Here is a 17,812-nt window from a genome sequence, read left to right as displayed (position 1 = left end):
CGCCGACGCGGATCGCGAGCAACCGGCATCAAGCGCCGCGCGCCGGCTTGTTCGACAGCGACTGCGACAACTCGACGAGCAGCCGGACACCCCAGCCCGTCGGACCGGGCCGCACGGCGCCGCGCTGGCGCGAGGACAGCACGGTGCTGGCCATGTCCAGATGCGCCCAGCGCTGCTCGCCGACGAAGCGCTGCAGGAACTTGGCACCGGCGATCGACGAGCTGCCGGCCGGAAGTCCGAGACCGTTGCCGGCACCGAGGTTGCGGACATCGGCGATGTCCGAGTCGACCAGATAATCCTGCAGCGGCGACAACGGCATTCTCCAGACCAGATCGCCGCTTTGCTCTGCGGCCTGCGAGATCTGCTGCGCAAGCGCTTCGTCGTTGGCGTAGAGGCCGGCGAACTCCTGATGCAGGGTCATCGAAATGCTGCCGGTCAGGGTCGCGATGTCGACCAGCACGCCGGGCTTGAAGCGCTTCGCGTAGCTGAGCCCGTCGGCCAGGACGATGCGTCCCTCGGCATCCGTGTTCGCGACCTCGATCGTCAACCCTTCGAGCGAGCCGATCACGTCGCCTGGCCGATAGGCGTCGCCGGCGATGATGTTCTCGCACAGCGGCAGCACGATCGCCACGTTCACGGCGAGCTTGCGGCTGGCGATCAGACGCAGTGCGGCGAGCGCGGCGGCGGCACCGCCCATGTCGAATTTCATCTTCTCGATGAGCATCATCTTGAGGTTGAGCCCGCCGCCGTCGAAGGTCAGGCCCTTGCCGACGATCGCGAGATCGGTCGCCGCCGCGGCACGCCCTTTCCACTGCGCGACCACCATGCATGGTTTGTGCGGACTGGACGAACCGACCGCCAGCAGGCCGTGTGCGCCGAGCTTGCGCAGCGCAGCCTCGTTCAGCACCTTGACCTTGATGCCCAGTGGCGCCAGCGCGAGGGCCTCGTCGGCGAACGCGGCCGGCGTCAGGTAGTTGGCCGGCGCGTCGACCAGCGCCCTCGCCCAGTTCACGGCCTCGGCGGTGGCACGGGCGCGGGCCAGTTCCCTGCGGTCCAGGCCCGGCATGCGCAGCACGCAAGACTTCAGGGCGTTCCTGGCCGGCACGCTTCGGTAGAGATCGTTGTCGTAACCGGCCAGCAGGAACCCGGTCGCGAAGTCCTGCGCGATCGGTTTCGGCAGGACGCCCAGCAGTTCCGCGACCGCGATCTTGCCGGCCTGCAAGGCCTGGCCGACCTGCCAGGCCACGCCATGCCAGTACAGTGCCGCGGCGTCGGCCGCCGGCACCGCGCCGCAGCCGATCACCAGCACGTCGTCCGCCGTCCAGCGTTCACCGGGCAACCCGCGGAAATGCGCGGGCAGGCTCGGCAGCTGCCGACGATCACTCAAGACCGACAAGGACTGCAGATGATGATCGACCAGCGCGACACGCAGCGGCGCGGCCTTGCGTGCCGCCGGTGCGACATCGAACTTCTGCAGTCGATCAATTGGAATCAGTGGCGCCTTCATCGTGACGAACTCCATGGCTTTGCGATGCGCATGTCGAAGCGGGTTTGCAGCGACATGCGATCGGTTTCGGAAACGCAGGCCCCGACGCGGCACGATCGAGCGCGGGCGCAAGGGGAAATGGTCGGGCTTTGCCGGCATCGCAATCGTCGGCGGCTCGGCCGGCGCGAGCCGCCGACGGCGGACGCTGACGCGGCGTCCACTCATGCCGGGCTTGCGAGTGTCTGCAGGAACGCGAGGATTCGTGTGGCGCTGAAGGCGGCGCCGTCCGGCGACGACACCAGTCCGCCGTGGGTATGAGCCGCGGCCAGCTCCCAGCTGCCGCCGAGGCCACGTTCGACCTGCTTGCGATGCTGCGCCTGCATCGCGGCCAGGGTTCGGCGCAGCTTGTTCTCGTTGTGCAGACGCCGGGCGAGCCAACCACTCGCCGCACTGGGGCTGCCGGCACTGATCACCAGCCGCGGCTGGCGACGCTGACCGAGCTGGCTGCGGATCGCCTGTCGGATCGAAGCCAGCAGCTGAAGTTCGGCCAGCGCCGCGCGCAGCGAAGCCGCCGAGCGATAGCTGAGCCGTTCCAGTTGCTCGGCCTCGGCTTTCGGAAAGTGCTCCCAGAGTGGCGCAAACAAGGGATTCGGAAGACCGAGTCGGGCGATGAGCACCGACGCGGCGCCGATTGTCCGGAACAGGGCCAGCTGTCCGTCGATCAACGGATCGTCGAGTTCCGGCGTCGGATCGAGCTGCACCATGCCGCAGACCCGCGACGGAATCTGCGCGCCGTGCAGACCCGCGATCAGCCCGCCATAGGATTGGCCGACAACGACCATCGGGCGCGACAGATTCAGCGAGCGGCACAGCGCGTCGAGGTCGCTGCTGATGCGGTTCGCCACCGGGCCGCGACCGTGCGCGCTGCCGCCGATGCCGGCACGATCGTAGAACAGCAGCTGGGTGTGCGGCGCGAGCAAGGGCTGCAGCAGCGTCCACTGCTGGAACGAAGCCGACCAGCCGTTCTCGAAAACGAGCATCGGCAAGCGACGCGCCTGCCCGACCAGCCGCCAGGCCAGACGTGCGCCGTCGTGCTCGACGCAACCTTCGCGTACCGCCAGAGTGGTCTGCGCCCGGCTGACCATGTGAGGCCTCCTCCTTCCCGGCGCGAGTATGGGGAGGTGCTTGCCGGCACACTTTGGTGGTCAGACCAGATCCGGGAATCGATCTGCCGGACGCCGTTCATGCCGGCGTCATTGCCCGCTCGCGGCCTTGCTCAGTCCGGCTTGTCGCCGCTCGTGCGGCCTGCCAGATCGAGCACGACGCGCCGACAGCCCGGGTCCTCGTGCGCAACCACGACAAAGCCGAGCCGCCGCGCCAGCGCCAGCATCGCCAGGTTCTCGCTCAGGACATCGCCGTGGATGCGGTGCAGGCCGTGGCGCCGACCATAGGCAAGCAGCTCGTCCATCAATTGATGACCCAGACCCGCACCGGCGTGCAGGTGATGCACGAGCACCGCGAATTCGCCGTCTTCCCCGTAGGGATCGATGACCAGCTGCGCGAGCGCACAAAGTCCGGGCTCGCCGGCAGCCTCGGCGACCAGCACCAGTTCACGGTCGTAGTCGATCTGGCTCATGCGCGCTGCCATCTCGTGCGAGAAGTGCCGGATCGACGCAAAGAAGCGCAGACGGATATCGTCCGGCCGCGTGCGTTGCAGCAGCTCGACCAGCGCGGGTTCGTCTTCGGGCCGCACCGGACGCAGCTGATAGCGGTGCCCGCTGCGGGTCGCCAGCGTCCGCCGCAATGCATCCGGATACGGCGCCAGCACCAGGCGCTGCCGCTCGCTCGGCGGACGGCGTTCCAGTTCGACGCGGGCCGCACCGAGTTCGGCACGGTGCGGGTCAGCGCCGACGCCCGCCGGCAGATGCAGGCACAGACGCAGACCGCTGACGACCGGCACTTCGAGCGCGATGTCGGACAGTGCCAGCAGTGCCGCGACGAGCGTGGCATCGCGATCCGGCGTCGGCGATGCCGGCAGTGCCATCGACTCGACCATGCGCTGCGCAAGCAGCGCGTCGAGCGGCGCGAAGCCGCGCGCGGTATTCGAACGCAGCGGTCCGGCCACCGCGGTGATCGCCAGCACCATGCCGAGTTCGCGATGGCGCTGCAGCTGCAGTTCGAAGTGCGGCAGGTTCGCAAACGACTGCGAGGCCGGCGACGGCAGGCCGTAGCACTGCAGGAACGCGGCGGCGGCGCCGTCTTCGAGCGTGCCGGCGCCACGCTGCAGCGCGGCGTCGAGCAGACGGCCGGCCGATGTGCGATCGACGCTGCTCCGGCGTCGCAGAGGTGGCGTCTGCATCAGCAGCTCGCGGGTTCGCCCGTGCAGCCAGCGAAAGCGCAGGGCGCGCGCGGCCTGACCGGCAGTGGCGAAGGTCGCCAGGCCAGCGGCGGCCGAACGCTGCCTTGCGATCGTCGCCGTGCTCAAGCCCAGCCAGACGGTCACCAGACGCGGTTGCGCACGCACGGCGCACAGCGCGTCGACGAACGCCGCATGCGGCGCATCGATCGAGGGACTGTGCATCAGCAGCAGATAGTCGGGCGACGATCCGGCCAGCAGCTCGTCGCAGATCTGCGCCATTGCCGGTGCGTCGACCGGTCCGAGATCGACCGCCCCGTCGAGCCGTCGCGCGCGCGGCGCCAGTTGTCGCAGGCGATCGAGCTGCGCATCGCTGCAGCGGAACGGCGTCAGTTCATGGCGCAGCACGGCATCGACGCCGAGCGCGCAGACGCCGGCACCATTGCCCAGCGTCAGGACCTGCATGTCGCGTCGCGCCGGAATCCGCGCCAGCGCCGACAGCGCATCGAACAGACCGTCGAGCGTCTCGCATTCGATCAGGCCGGCGCGTGCAAAGGCCGCGCTGCGCACCGGATCGGCCGCCGGCGCCGTCCCGCCGCCGCCGCGACTCTGCAGCACGACCACGGGTTTGAGGCGCGCACAGGCCCGCGCGGCCGACATGAACTTGCGGCCGGCGCGCAGCTGGCTGAGCTGCAGGATGACGGCCCGCGTCGAAGGATCGAGTGCCGCCAGATCGAGAAAATCGGCGAGATCGGCATCGCATTCGGCACCGGTCGTGACCGCCCACGAAAAACCGATGCCGCGACCGGCCGCCCAGTCGACTGCGGCGGCGGCAATCGAGCCCGACTGCATGATCAGCGCCAGATCGCCGGCGGGAAGATCGCCGGGAAAGGCGCCGCAGCTCATCCCCGCGGCGTGAAAGAAACCGGCGCTGCGCGAGCCGAGAAAGCGCAGGCGGTGCGGCCGCGCCGCCTGCAGCAGCACCGCAGGAACCGGCTCGGCACCGGTCCAGACGATGCCGCGACAGCCGGCCGCCGCCAGCAGGTCGATCGCGTGCGTGCTCAGCAGCGCCGGTTCGAAGACCACGGCGACGCCATCATCGGCAGCGGCGGGCGGCGTCAGGCAACGGTGCAGGGATTGATCATCGGGCGCCCGGATCAGCTCGCCGCCGCCGGCCGCGAAGCGATCCAGCAGGCCGCGTTCCAGGGCACTGCAGGGCATGCCGATCGCCAGCACCTTCCGGCTGCGCAGCAGGGTCTGCAGATTCTGCGCGCTCACGGCGAAGCTCAGGCGTCGACGAACGGCCGCACGAAGGCCTCGACACAGCGCGCCAGCGCATGCGGCTCATAACCGCCTTCGAGCATCGCGATCACCCGATGCTCGCAGTGCTCGGCGGCGAAGTCGCGGATCTGCTGTCCGGTCCAGTAGAAATCCTCGTCGCTGAGGCGCAGGCCACCGAGCGGATCGCGGATATGCGCATCGAAGCCAGCCGAGACCAACAGCAGCTCCGGCGCGAATTCCTGCAGCGCCGGCAGCCAGTGCTCGCTGATCGCCGCGCGATAGGCGACGCTGCCGTCGCCCTGCGCCAGCGGGACGTCGACGAGGCCCGGTGCGTCCGGATCTCCGGCCCAGTCCGGATAAAGCGGGTGCTGGTAGGTCGAGCACAGCAGCACGCGCGGTTCGGCGCGAAAGATGTCGGCGGTGCCGTTGCCGTAGTGCACATCGAAATCGAGCACGGCGACACGGCCGATGCCGCGTGCCAGGGCTTCGGCGGCGGCGACCGCGATGTTGTTGAAGAAACAGAACCCCATCGCGCGATGCCGCTCCGCGTGATGGCCCGGCGGTCGCACGCCGCAGAAGACGAAACCGGCGCGGCAGCTCAGCACGAGTTCGACCGCCAGCACGCCGGCACCGGCCGCATGCAGGGCCGCATCGGCGGTATGCGCGTTCATGGCGGTGTCCGGATCGACGTGCACCAGGCCTTCGGCGGGCCGCGTACGCAGCACCGACTCGACATGGTCGGCTTCGTGAACCCGCAGCAGGGCTTCGACCGGCGCCTCGGGAGCGTCGAGCCGGCGCAGGAAAAAGTCGAGACCGCCGGCCAGCAGCCGGTCCTCGATCGCGGCCAGCCGTTCCGGACACTCGGGATGGCCTTCCTCCATCCGGTGCAGGCGACTGCTCGGATGCGACAGCCAGTAGCTGGGGGGCGCGCTCATCGGTCTCCTGCGGCGATCGGACGATCACGGTCGGCTTGCGTATCGATCATACGGAATCAGCATTGCACCGCGACGCCGCGCGGGCATTGATCGTCGTCAAGCGAGTCGATCGTCGGCCGCCACGCGGCGAGCGGCCCGCGCCCGCGTGTCAGCCCAGTATCGGCCCCAGGGTCTCGAGGCCGGAGCCCTGCGCATAGCTGATGCCGAGTTCCGCCAGCTTGCGGAATTGTCCGGCCCCGGAAACGTTCTTGGCGGACAGCAGCACGCCCATGACCTTGGCCGACGAGATGATGGCCTGCAGCTCGGCGCCGATCACCGAGTCGTGCTCGGCTGCGGCGATGAAGTCGCCGCTGAGCTTGATCAGGAACGGCTGGATGCTGGCCATCAGGCGCAGGCTGCGCAGATCGTTGCAGCCGTCGACGATGGTGCGAATGCCGGACGCCCGCAACAGCTCGAGCCCGGCCAGCGCGCCGGCCGACAGCTGGATCGCACCGTGATCGATCTCGACCGCGAAACGTGACGCGGCGATGCCCGAGGCTCGTGCCCGGCCGATCACTTCATTGAGGAAGAAATCATCGCCCAGCGATTGCGCGCTGATGTTGAGGCTGATGCCTGCGTAACGCGTCAGCAGATCGGGTGCGCTGCTGCAGGTCTCGAGAACGCGCTGAAAGACGGCGGCATCGAGCCGGCCCGCTTCGCCGGCGTGCTCGACGGCTTTCAGGAAGTGCGCGGGTTCCAGCCAGTGGCCGTCGTCGTCCTCGATGCGCGCGAACACTTCCAGCCACGGCAGCGTGTCGTGGCTGGGCACCGCCGGCAACACGGACTGCGATACCAGGTGCAGGCGCCGATCGAGCAGGCGCTCGGACACCCACTGCGCGCGTCGCGCCAGCAGGTCGCCCTCGCCCTCGATGCTGTCGGACTGACGCGGCTGCACGCCGACGGCGATGCGATTGGTGATCTGGGCGACGAGTTCGCTCATCAGCACGTCGATGCCTTCGCTCTTGGCATCGAGGCCGCTCGCCGCGTAGCGCACGGTCAGCGTGACGTCGCCGGACACCTGGCGCGACAGCTCGAGCTGGCAGAGGGCGCGAATCGTCTCGAACAGGTCGAGCATGGCAGCCGGACGCGCATCGGGCTTGAGGATGCCGAACGCGATGCCGCCGATCCGGTACAGCTCGGCGTCGCCGTCGAGGCTGCGGCGCAGATTGCGCGCCAGCACCTCGGCCAGGGTGTGGCGCTGCTGATCGGTGGGATCGTCCTCGTCGCGCAATCCGCCGATCAGGAAGATCGCCGCCGTATGCTCGCGCGCGTCATGCCGCGCCGACTCGATCAGCGCCATCGCGCGGCGACGGAACGCAAGATTGTTCGGCAGCCCGTGTTCGAGGTCGCTCGCCGCGGCGGCGACGGACAGCGGCGCCATCGCCGGTCCGCTGTCGCCTTCGACGCGCAGGCTGATCACGCCACCGTCCTGGCGCGCGGCGCCGCCGTAGGGCGTGACCATGATCGTCAGTCGCGTTTCCTCGCTGCGATCGTTCAGCAGCAAGGCCTCGAACAGACAAGGGACGGCCGCGTCGCTGCGCAGCACACGTTCGATCGCGCCGTCGAGCGGATGATTGAGCCAGTCTTTCTGCCCGACATCGAACAGGCGCACCGCCGCCTTCAGAGGCTTGTCGATCAGGGCGTTGCGGTTGGCGATCAGCAGCTGCGCGGCAGCGGCCGACGCGGCGCTGATGCGCAGCTCGGCGTCGACTTCAAGCACGGCATCGCCGACTGCATCGAGCAGCGCGCGATGCCGCAGCTCGGACTGGTTGCGACTCTGCTCGAGCTGCCCGATCGAATCCGCCTGCTGCAGCAACAGCGCCTGGCGATCCTGCAACTGACGCTGTGCATTCTGCACGGCGACTTCAAGCAGCTGCACTTCGTGACGGTCATACGGCGCGTTGGCCTGCGCGGGCGCGTTCACGCCGCGCCGCTGCTGCAGCTGGCGACGCATGCGTTCGACCGGCGTGATCAGCACCCGCACGAGATGCATGTAGATCAGCGCCGTCATCAGCACCACGACACCCAGATACGGCCACAGCACCTGCCGCCGCATTTGCGCGCCACTCAGGATGTGCTCGCCGTAGACGAATACGCCGCCGGCCGGGATCAGCATGCAGGTCAGCACGATGCCGATGACCATGAACGCCAGGGTGAAGATCAGCAGCGCGACATAGATCTGGTAATTGAGTTCGCCCCAGACGGCACGCCGATCATCCAGCCAGTCCCGCAGGCGTTCGAGGACTTTCATCGACTCTCGTTCTTCATGTTCGATCCCCATCCGCGTGGGATGTTTTTACCACTGGTGCCGAGCGGGCCGGATTCTACACTCTGATTTACAATGTGTAATTTTTACGGAACGAAATGATCGCCGGTTCGCAGGTTCTGACGCAAAAGCAGGTTTCCTCCGTGCTTGTTGTCGGCAGTCTGCTCGCAATCTTGACCTGCCCGCCGGCATTCGCCTTGTCGGTCTCCGATGCCCGCGTCGAGTCGGCACTCGGACAGGCGCTCGACCTGAAGATGACGGTGGTCGGCGAAGGCGGCGAAGCGCCGCGCGCGGTCGTCCGCGTCGGCACGCTCGGCCAGATCGCGGCCGACGAACTGGATACCGAGCTGGAAGAAACGGCCACGCCGCAGGTCTGGCTGCTGCACGTCCGTTCACTGCACCCGATGCGTGAACCGGCGCTCGACTTCGACGTCGAGGTCTCGCAGGGCCCTACCCATCTGCAACGGACCGTCACCGTGCTGCTCGATCCACCGGGCAAGACCGCGCCGCCTGCCGGACTCGCGGCTGCGAACCCGCCGGCCTCGCCGGCGAGCGACGACAGCGAACCGGCCGTCGCAGCCGAAACCGCGGTCGCGGCGGTGGCACCGGCGACCGAGCCGGCGCCGGTGCATCGCAAGGCCGCAGGACACGCCGGCCGGCACGCACGGCGCGCAAGCCCGTCGACGCCGACCACGCAGGGCGACGGCACGCAGCACGGCCTGCAGATCAGCAGCCACCTGTCGGTCGCCAGCCTTGCCCTGCTCGACGGTGCGGCGGTATCCGATGACGCCGGCAGTGTCGACAGCGAACCCGCGGCGGCATCCGATGACCGGGAATCGGCCGCAGCCGCAACACCGGCGCTCGCCCTGTCGACGACGGTTGCCGCGCCGCGAACGGAAGCAAGCCATATCGCGGCCGCTGCGCCCCTGCCCGTCGGCTCGCCGGCGATGCCGGTCAGCGCACTCGACCCGCGCATCGCCAGGGCTCGCGCCGCCGGTCCGGACGCGGAATTCGTCGAATCGTCGTTCCGGGTTTTCGCGCTGCTGTGCTTGCTGGCCAGTCTGCTGTTCGGTCACGCACACCGCCTGCGCAAGCAGAGCAAGCAGATGATGCGGGCGCAGTTCCAGTCCGCCTGAAGCCGACACACGCCGGCTGAAGCGCGCTGCGCTCGCCGACGTCCTTGATCCGCCTGAACAGGCGCGCGGCCAGGCAAGCGCCCCGCAATCCGACACCCGCAAAAAAGGCCGGGCAAATGCCCGGCCAGTTCTTGCGTTGCAGCGGGGAGAAACGGATCAGAACGCCAGGTAGGCGCCGACGTTGAAGTTGTTGCTGCGGTTGTCGCTGCCGTCGTGTCCTTCGGTTTTGACGTCGCTGAACTCGGCGAGCACCGTCAGGTTCTTGGTCAGAGCGTGATAGACGCCGGCCGTGATCTTGCTGTTCTTGTCGAGCAGGTTCGGCGTTGCCAGACGGTCGCCGTCATTGGCGAAGTCCAGCTTGCTGACACCGTAGTTGACGCCGAGCTTGGTGGCGCCCAGCGTCCAGGTGCCCTGCACCAGATAGCCATCGGAATCACGCTTGTTGCCGAGCCCGTCGTCGCCGAGCACGAACAGACCGGTGGTGCCGATGCCGCTGCCGCGGTAATAGCTGGCCAGCAGATCGACGGGCCCCAGCTTGGCCTTGCCGGTCACGTCGGCGCCGAATGCCTGATAGCTGCTGCCGTTCGGCAGGTGCTGCGACTGGCTGATGAAGCTCGACGACAGGTAGTAGTTGCCGGACTTGTACGCGAGCTTGCCGTGGAAGCCGGGCGCTGATTCGGCCGTGGCCGCCCCCTGCAGCAAGGGCTCGACCGGATCGAAGATGCCGGCCGTCAGCGTCAGGCCGTGGAAGTCGGGCGTCGTGTAGTTCATCTGTGCCAGCGTGTCGGTGTAGATGTAACCGAAACCGATCGAGCCCAATGTGGTGTTCGATGGCGCACCGCCCGATGCACTGCCGGCGACCCCGACACCCGGCAGCGTCATGTCGTTGATGATCGCGTCGAAGCCGAACAGGCCGAAGTTGCGGCCGAGCGTGAAGCTGCCGATGTCGGCATTGCCGACCGTCATGAACACCTGACGCACGTCGAGACCGGTGGTGCCCAGCGCGGTATTGGTGCCGAGCGAACCGCTCTGCTGCAGGTTCGGACTGCCACCGTCGTTGGTGCTGATGCCCGGATAGAAGCCGAAGGTCACGGCGATGTCGTAACCGGACTGCTGTGTCCTGGCGCCGAACACCAGTGCTGCCGGCAGCAGGCCGTTGCTGATCGACGAACTGTTCTTCTCGCCGCCGGCATCGACCGAGCAGGCGCCGCCGACCGTGACGATGCTTTGCGGGTGGCTTTCGCAGCTCGAATGGATGTAATGGACATTGACGTTGCCGTTGGCCGTGAACGTCCAGTCGCCGGCCTGCAGTTCGACCGCCTGTGCGCTCCCCGTGGCGAGCAGCGATACCGCTGCCAGCGCCGCCGCGTGACGCGGACTCAGATGTTTCATCGAAACGCTCTCCTCTCTTGTGGAATGATCGACGCCGCCGGGCACCCGCCCGGCTGGCGACAAGCCCTGCGCGCCTGTCGCCACGGCTGTCGCCGGACGTCGCGCTCGCAACGGCGGCGCGCCGTGGAGCAAGCGACATGCCAACCGCGAATTGCCGCTGCGGCAGCTGTTTCTGCCGGGGTTTTGCGACGATCGGCCGCCAGGAACGACGATGCCGCCGGCGGTTGTTGCAGGCTGGTGACGATCACCGCGTCGTCTGCGGGACAGCCTGGTGACACTGGCCCGATCAGCTGCGCAACCGGACCTCGCCGACGGCGTTCGCGGCGCCGTGGCATCGGCGTGACACAGTGACCCGCGGCGATGACAGCCTGTCCGTCACGTCACGCCTCGTCGTCCGTGCAGTACGCGGAAAACACCGCCAAGGGACGGTTTTCACTGGCGCTCGCGGCCTTTCTCACGGTGGCATCGAAGTTGCTTTTCGCCGCGCCCGTGCGCTGCCGGATGCTCCTGCAGTCGCATCCAGGCAAGCGATTCAACAGGCCCGAATGGGCAACACCCGAGAGGAGAACAAGATGCGTGCGACAACATGGGGTTCACCGACCAGCCCGGCCAGACGCCGGCTGCTGCTGTGCGGCGCGGCGCTGGCGTCGGTGCTGGCACCGGCCATCGCCAGCGTGGCCCAGGCGGCCGATTACCCGAGCGTGACGAGCGAACGGCTCGCCAAGGCGGCAAGCGATGACGGCTGGCTGATGTACCGCCGTGACTACGCGAGCGACGGCTACGCGCCGTTCGACAACATCAATACCGGCAACGTCGCCAGACTCAAGGTCGTGTTCGATTACACGAGCGATCTGAAAACCGGCCACGAGGCCGCGCCGATCGTCAACGGCAACATGATGTTCGTCACCACGCCGAAGAACCGCCTGATCGCGCTCGACGCGACCACCGGCAAGTTGATCTGGAAGTATGAGCACGACCTGTCCAAGGTCGGCCTGAAGACGGTCTGCTGCGATGTCGTCAATCGCGGTGTCGCCCTCTACGAGGACAAGGTCTACATGGCGACGCTCGACAACCATGTCGTCGCCCTCGATGCCAAGACCGGCAAGGTCCAGTGGCAGGAGAAGCTCAACGCGCCCGACGTCGGTTATGCGATGACGCTCGCGCCGCTGATCGTCAAGGGCAAGGTCGTGGTCGGCGTGTCCGGCGGCGAGTACGGCGCGCGCGGCTTCGTCGAGGCACTGGATGCCGGGACCGGCAAGATGGCCTGGAAGACCTACACGATTCCGGCGCCGAACGAGCCGGGTGGCGACACCTGGCCGAAGGGCGCCTACAAGACCGGCGGCGGCGCGGCCTGGCTGACCGGCACCTACGATCCGGAAACCGACACGCTGCTGTGGGGCGTCGGCAATCCGGGACCGTGGCTGGCGACGCTGCGTCCGGGCGACAACCTGTACACGGATTCGGTGATCGCGATGAACCCGGCCGACGGCAAGGTCAAGTGGCACTACCAGTACACGCCGAACGACACCTGGGACTACGACGGCACCAACGAAACCGTCGTCACCGACATCAACTATCAGGGCAAGCCGTACAAGGCTGTCGTCAGCGCCAGCCGCAACGGCTGGTTCTACGCGATCGATCGCACCAACGGCAAGCTGATCTATGCCGAGAAGTTCGCGCATGCCACCTCTGTGGCCGGCTTCAAGGATGGCAAGCCGTACACCGACAACGATCTGCGTCCGACCGTCGACAAGGAAGTGTTCACTTGCCCGAGCTTCCTCGGCGGCAAGAACTGGTGGCCGATCTCGATCAGCCCGCAGACGCACATGGCCTACGTGCCGACGCTGCACTCGTGCATGACGATGAAGGGCGGCACCGTCAACTACAAGGCCGGCCTGCCGTTCCTCGGCGAGTCGTTCAAGGTGGTCCACGATCCGGACAACAAGAACTGGGGCGCGGTGCAGGCCATCGACCTCGATACCGGCAAGCAGGTCTGGAACTACGAGAGCGCCCTGCCGTGGAGTGACGGCACGCTGGCAACGGCCGGCGGCCTGGTGTTCTCCGGTTCCGCGGACGGCTACTTCATGGCATTCGACGCGAAGACCGGCAAGGTGTTGTGGAAGAGCGAGCAGCTCTCCTCCGGCATCATCGGCGTACCGACCACCTACCGCGTCGACGACAAGCAGTACGTCGCGATCTGGGCTGGCTGGGGCGGCGGCGTGCCGATCTGGGGCGGCGACATGGTGCCGGACGTGATGGACATCCCGGTCGGCGGTCATCTCTACGTGTTCGCGCTGGAGTGAAATCGCCATGCCCACGCCCATCAATCGCATCGTCCTGCGGCTGATTCCGGCGGCCTTCTTCGCTGCGGTGCTCACGCACCGCAGCGCGGAGGCGGCGGAACTGCGCGTCTGTGTCGATCAGAGCAGCCCGGTCAAGGCCATGGATGCCGGCATCGCGCAGGCGGTGGCAAAGCAGCAAGGTCTGCAGGCCAGCATCGTGCCGTTCGACGGCAGTGGCGACGACGACGACGGCCTCGCACTGTCGACCTTCCCGAAGCTGCTCGCCAGCCGCTGCCAGCTCGTCATGGGCTTTCCGCTCGACGCGCAAGGCGGCGTTGCGCCGGACGGCACGCACGCGACCGATGCCTATGCGCACACCGGTTTCGTGCTCGTGACGCCGCGGAATGCGGCAACCACGCTCGATCAATTGCCGAAAGGCAGTGAAGTCGCCGTGACCTACATGACCACGCCGAACCTGTACTTCTCCGCGCATCCGCGCATCACGGCGCAGATCTTCACGACCGACGACGAAACCCTGAAGGCCGTCGCGCACGGCGATGTTGCCGCTGCGATGCTGTGGATGCCCTACGTCGCCGGTCATCTCGACAAGACCGCCGGCCGCAAGCTGCAGGTGTCGCCGCTGGCCGAACCGCATGCCCAGTGGAATCTGGTGGCGCTGTACAGCGCGGATTCCGAGGCGGTCGCGCAGCAGTTCGAACAGGGTGTCGACGCCTTGCGTCGTGACGGTCGCCTGCAGAAACTACTGATGCCGTACGGCGAAGTGGCCGGCGGTGCGCAAGTGGCGACGCCGCACAAGGTCGCGCTGCGCAGCCAGGCGTCCATGCCCGGCCGTCTGATCAAGGTCTCCGATGCGGTCGCGCACAACGGCGATGTCGGTCTGTACACCGTCCAGCAGGCGGAAACCGGACGCGCCACGTTCCGCAGCAACTGCGCGATCTGCCACGGTCCCGATCTGGAGGGCCGCGCCGGACCGGCGCTGAAAGGGGCGACCTTCGCCAACCCTGAAGCCAATTTCCACGTCGGCGACATCTTCAAGATCGTTTCGGAAAACATGCCGGCACCGGCGCCCGGCACGCTGCCGCACGAAGACTACGTCAACGTCATGGCCTACATCCTGCAGCAGAACGGCTACCCCGCCGGCAGCACCGCATTGACCTTCGACAGCGCCTTGAAGTCCACCGTCAGGCTCGTCTATCGCGAACACACGCAACAAGCGTCGAACTGAAACCCGCGCGACAACGAAAAAGGCGACTGCAAGGTCGCCTTTTTCGTTGTCGCGATTCGACATGGAATCCGTTGCAAACGCTGCAGACCAAGGGCGGGAGCAGCACAGCGTACCTCGCCTGTCACACGCGTCCGACACCACGAATGGCATGATACGCCCGCCCTAGACCTTGCTAGATATCGAATTCGCAAATTCGTTGCGGGTAGCCGTTGCCATAGGCCTCTACCGTCATCACGCCACGAGCATCAGACAGCCGGCGCAGAGACGCCGCGGCGGCATGGTAGTAGGCACACTCGACGGAGACCAGAGACAATCCCAGCATGATCGGCGCCTCTCGTTGCAGCACAACGCCAAAATCAGTCGTCGCACCATAGTCCGTTCTATAGGCACGAAAATCGGCGCTGGCAGTTTTCAGCTCGGCAATCTTCACCGACGAATCGTCCGCACCCGACCAGGCCACATCGGCGAGCATGAGGCAGGCTATGCCGCTCAGTGCCAGCGCCGGGAGCAGAAGCAGGAAGCCAGCGGTGCAAAGCAACCAGGTAAGCAAGCGACCGCTTGCCTTTGAGCCAGCGGCAATGACGGCGACAGGCAGAAAGCCGAGCATCAAAGCGAATGCCGCATAGTTGAGCGGCGCATAAGTGAAGCGCAGCGTTACGCCGAGCGCGGAAGGGGAACTGCAGACCAGCAGCAAAATGTCGAGGACGCATATTCCAATCCATTTCCGCATCGGGCGCTCATTTTCGTGTGAGACAAGATTTGCGGCATCGCAAGGCAGGGGCAGCGCAACGCATCCCCAGCCAGGACGGATTGTAGGACGGGGGCAGCTGAGCATCCCGTCGATTGCGGACGACGGAACGCTCCGCATTCTGCGAACGTTGCCTCGCGCTCAGAAACTCAAACGCAGGCCGCCGTAGATCGCACGTCCCGGCGACGGGCTCAGCGTGCGCGGGTCGCTCAGATCGACGCGGTCCGGCAGGCCGTCGAGTTCGGCGTAGGTTGCGTAGGTGTAGTAGCTCCGGTCCAGCAGGTTTTCGACGTCGGCGAACAACCGCAGCTTTTTCGTCACGGCGAATTCGCCGTGCAGATCGACGGTCGCATAGCCGCCGAGCGGTTTCTGCTGGTTCGACGCATCGCCGGCGTAATACTGCCTGCCGACCGCGCGCAGTTCACTGCCGACGCTCCAGCGCCGGCGCTTGTAATCGGCCTGCAGCGTGAAGCGATGACGCGGCATCAGCGGAATGTGGTCGCCGCGCTGAACGGTGATGTTGCCGTCGTCATCGGCCGACGGGCTGTTGGACGCGATCGTCAGCGCGTTGCGGAACGTCGCGTCGATGAAACTGTAGCTGGCGTGGAATTCCCAGTGTGCGAGTTCGTAGCCGATAGCCGTTTCGACGCCCTGGCGGCGCGTCTTGCCGGCATTGCTGAAATAGCCGAAGCCGTTGATCGCGGTGGCAAGCAGCAGGATGTCGTCGCGATTGTCGGTGCGGAACAGGCCGGCCTTCCAGCTCAGCCGGCCCGGCAGGCCGCTTGCGACATGGCCGCGCAAGCCGGCTTCGCAGGTGTTGGAAACAACCTGTTTGAGCGGCGGATCGTCCACCAGGAAAGCACCAAGCAGACACGGCGATTCCGGGTCTGCGCAATTCAGCTCGCCCGCGGTCGGCGCGCGATTGGCCTGCGACCAGCCGGCATAGGCCGTCGCGGTTTCGCTGATCCGGTAGGTGACGCCGCTACCTGGATCGAAACGCTCGAAGTGATTGTCGCTGTCCAGCGTGTCGCCGCGACGGTCGCGCAGGCTGATGTCGGCACGGTTGTAACGGCCGCTCAGCGACCAGGCCAGTTCAGGTGTCAGATCCAGCGTGTTCGTGAGGTAGACGCCGCTGTAGACGTTGCGCGCCCGCAAGCGCACTGGCGCGACGATCGGTGGCGCGGCAGTCGCGCTCCGACCCTGATCGATGATCACGCCGGCGCCGGTAACGCCGAGATCGTCGGCCAGCATGCCCAGTTCGCCATCGGCGCCGTAACCGGTGCTGCCGCGATCTTCGGATGCGCCGGCGACGAAGTGATTCGGCAGGCCGAACAGCGGTGCGGTCAGCGTCCATTGCACTGAAATGCCCAGGCCGTCGGTTTTCGTATGCGTGCGGTCGAGTTCGCCGGCGGTCGCGCCGTCGGCCAGTACCGACGTGGGCACGCGGCGACCGCTGTCGTCGTACAGCGCATCGTCCGGATACTGCGCCCCGCCTTCGAGGCAGAACCAGCCGGCATCGTTCTGGCAGGCTTCGACATCGGTGGTGTTGCCATCGATCAGGCGCTGCTCGAAGCGCCGGTAGTAGGCCTGCGCCGCCAGGCTCTGCGTCTGGCTCCACTTCAGGCTGCCGCGCAGCTGCACGAGCGCGGCTTCGTTGTGCATCGATTGTGGATACGTGAACACCGACTTCGGATCGGCGGCCAGCATTTCGATCGGCGTCGGGCCGACCGCGCCGATCGCGTTGTCGGCACCGGAGAACGTCAGGTGCAAGGTGCGCGTGTCGTCCTCGTAGCCGGCATCGGCGTAGGCCTGGCGGATGATCGTGTGCGAACGATCGCGAAAGCCGTCGTCGTCGAAACCACCGACACCGGCGTAGAAGCCGAAGTTGCCGGAGCGCGCTGCACTGCCCGCGTAGCCGGCGCGCTGATGCCAGGTGCCGCCGGATATCTGCAGCTCGCTACCAGCGCTGTTGAACCCGTCCTTCATGTCCAGCGTCACCGCGCCGCCGAGCGCGTTGAGGCCGAATACCGGGTTGTTGCCCTGCACGCTCAGGCGATCGACCGCGAACATCGGCACGAGATCCCAGTTCACCGAGTCGCCGAAGGCCTCGTTGATGCGCGTGCCGTCCTGATAGACCGCCAAACCCTGGGCAACACCGGAAATCGGCGATGCCGCGAAGCCGCGATAGACGAAATCCGGTTGGTAAGGGTTGCCCTGCTCGCTTTCGAGGCTGACGCTGCCCATGCGATCGGACGCCGCATCCGGCACCAGCCCGGCGCCGCCCGGACGATCGAGATCGCGCGCCGACATCGTCTGCACATTGCTCGGCACCTTGTCGATGTCGATGCCGCTGCCGGGCATCGGCGTCGTGCCGACGACCACGACTTCGGCGATCGGCGCAAGCGCCGAAACCGGTACTGCTTCAGACGGTGACGCAGCGAACGGCTCCTCGCCCCACGCAGGCTGCATGGCCGCAACGGTCAGTGCGACCGGCACCAACATGCGCGTCGGCGTCCGCATCCTGCTGCCCTCCTCATGCTGTGCGCCCGCCCTTCGGCGTCGCGCGCGGCGTTTCGTCGTGGAAACGCTCGGGTCTTCGCGCCGCCTCTCCCCATCGTTTGCACGATGGGGAGAGCGCGCGAAGC

11 protein-coding genes are annotated in these 17,812 nt (G+C 67.0%); 3 read left to right on the top strand and 8 right to left on the bottom strand.

The features are described from left to right. Window positions 1–28: 28 nt before the first annotated feature. The 5 genes from G7Y85_RS00540 to G7Y85_RS00520 form a co-directional block, all read right to left on the bottom strand. Window positions 29–1,507 carry a leucyl aminopeptidase family protein gene (locus tag G7Y85_RS00540; RefSeq protein ID WP_166250667.1) on the bottom strand — a complete coding sequence of 493 codons (1,479 nt, stop codon included), beginning with the start codon at window positions 1,505–1,507 and terminating at the stop codon, window positions 29–31. Window positions 1,508–1,707: 200 nt separating this feature from the next. After that, the gene (locus G7Y85_RS00535; RefSeq protein WP_166250666.1) at window positions 1,708–2,631 is read right to left on the bottom strand and encodes an alpha/beta fold hydrolase; all 924 of its coding nucleotides are present in this window, start codon (window positions 2,629–2,631) and stop codon (window positions 1,708–1,710) included. Window positions 2,632–2,762: 131 nt separating this feature from the next. Beyond that, on the bottom strand, window positions 2,763–5,120 hold the full coding sequence (locus G7Y85_RS00530) for a bifunctional acetate--CoA ligase family protein/GNAT family N-acetyltransferase (RefSeq protein ID WP_166250665.1): 2,358 nt from the start codon (window positions 5,118–5,120) through the stop codon (window positions 2,763–2,765). An 8-nt stretch (window positions 5,121–5,128) separates the two neighbouring features. Next, window positions 5,129–6,058 carry a histone deacetylase family protein gene (locus tag G7Y85_RS00525; RefSeq protein WP_166250664.1) on the bottom strand — a complete coding sequence of 310 codons (930 nt, stop codon included), beginning with the start codon at window positions 6,056–6,058 and terminating at the stop codon, window positions 5,129–5,131. Window positions 6,059–6,206: 148 nt separating this feature from the next. Continuing rightward, a complete protein-coding gene (locus G7Y85_RS00520; protein ID WP_166250663.1) occupies window positions 6,207–8,348 on the bottom strand; it encodes an EAL domain-containing protein in 2,142 nt (713 codons plus the stop codon). 113 nt (window positions 8,349–8,461) lie between these two features. Here G7Y85_RS00520 and G7Y85_RS00515 point away from each other — a divergent pair, with 113 nt between their 5' ends. Continuing rightward, a complete protein-coding gene (locus G7Y85_RS00515; RefSeq protein WP_166250662.1) occupies window positions 8,462–9,499 on the top strand; it encodes a type IV pilus assembly protein FimV in 1,038 nt (345 codons plus the stop codon). Window positions 9,500–9,655: 156 nt separating this feature from the next. Here G7Y85_RS00515 and G7Y85_RS00510 read toward each other — a convergent pair whose 3' ends face one another. Next, window positions 9,656–10,891: a porin gene (locus G7Y85_RS00510; RefSeq protein ID WP_166250661.1), complete on the bottom strand. Its 1,236-nt coding sequence runs from the start codon at window positions 10,889–10,891 to the stop codon at window positions 9,656–9,658. A gap of 572 nt (window positions 10,892–11,463) precedes the next feature. On the opposite strand from G7Y85_RS00510, the gene G7Y85_RS00505 reads away from it, so the two are divergent. Both G7Y85_RS00505 and G7Y85_RS00500 read left to right on the top strand, forming a co-directional pair. After that, complete coding sequence (locus G7Y85_RS00505) at window positions 11,464–13,194, top strand: methanol/ethanol family PQQ-dependent dehydrogenase (RefSeq protein ID WP_166250660.1); 1,731 nt, start codon at window positions 11,464–11,466, stop codon at window positions 13,192–13,194. Between the two features lie 7 nt (window positions 13,195–13,201). Continuing rightward, window positions 13,202–14,419 carry a c-type cytochrome gene (locus G7Y85_RS00500; protein ID WP_166250659.1) on the top strand — a complete coding sequence of 406 codons (1,218 nt, stop codon included), beginning with the start codon at window positions 13,202–13,204 and terminating at the stop codon, window positions 14,417–14,419. A 172-nt stretch (window positions 14,420–14,591) separates the two neighbouring features. On the opposite strand, the gene G7Y85_RS00495 is transcribed toward G7Y85_RS00500, so the two are convergent. Together G7Y85_RS00495 and G7Y85_RS00490 are read right to left on the bottom strand one after the other, a co-directional pair. After that, window positions 14,592–15,149, bottom strand: a complete 558-nt coding sequence (locus G7Y85_RS00495; RefSeq protein WP_166250658.1) for a hypothetical protein — start codon at window positions 15,147–15,149, stop codon at window positions 14,592–14,594. Window positions 15,150–15,308: 159 nt separating this feature from the next. Then, window positions 15,309–17,687 (bottom strand): TonB-dependent receptor, encoded by a 2,379-nt coding sequence (locus G7Y85_RS00490; RefSeq protein ID WP_166250657.1) that lies wholly within the window; start codon window positions 17,685–17,687, stop codon window positions 15,309–15,311. Window positions 17,688–17,812: the final 125 nt, after the last annotated feature.

The sequence above is a fragment of the Solimonas terrae genome (assembly GCF_011067135.1).
Classification (GTDB): domain Bacteria; phylum Pseudomonadota; class Gammaproteobacteria; order Nevskiales; family Nevskiaceae; genus Solimonas; species Solimonas terrae.
This window is presented reverse-complemented; position numbering and strand designations above follow the sequence as displayed.

Bases quoted from the DNA above. Each gene is read 5' to 3' on its own strand.
- G7Y85_RS00525 (WP_166250664.1), bottom strand. From the start codon at position 6,058: ATGAGCGCGCCCCCCAGCTACTGGCTGTCGCATCCGAGCAGTCGCCTG.
- G7Y85_RS00495 (WP_166250658.1), bottom strand. From the start codon at position 15,149: ATGCGGAAATGGATTGGAATATGCGTCCTCGACATTTTGCTGCTGGTC.
- G7Y85_RS00520 (WP_166250663.1), bottom strand. From the start codon at position 8,348: ATGAAAGTCCTCGAACGCCTGCGGGACTGGCTGGATGATCGGCGTGCC.
- G7Y85_RS00490 (WP_166250657.1), bottom strand. From the start codon at position 17,687: ATGCGGACGCCGACGCGCATGTTGGTGCCGGTCGCACTGACCGTTGCG.
- G7Y85_RS00500 (WP_166250659.1), top strand. From the start codon at position 13,202: ATGCCCACGCCCATCAATCGCATCGTCCTGCGGCTGATTCCGGCGGCC.
- G7Y85_RS00510 (WP_166250661.1), bottom strand. From the start codon at position 10,891: ATGAAACATCTGAGTCCGCGTCACGCGGCGGCGCTGGCAGCGGTATCG.
- G7Y85_RS00505 (WP_166250660.1), top strand. From the start codon at position 11,464: ATGCGTGCGACAACATGGGGTTCACCGACCAGCCCGGCCAGACGCCGG.
- G7Y85_RS00540 (WP_166250667.1), bottom strand. From the start codon at position 1,507: ATGAAGGCGCCACTGATTCCAATTGATCGACTGCAGAAGTTCGATGTC.
- G7Y85_RS00535 (WP_166250666.1), bottom strand. From the start codon at position 2,631: ATGGTCAGCCGGGCGCAGACCACTCTGGCGGTACGCGAAGGTTGCGTC.
- G7Y85_RS00515 (WP_166250662.1), top strand. From the start codon at position 8,462: ATGATCGCCGGTTCGCAGGTTCTGACGCAAAAGCAGGTTTCCTCCGTG.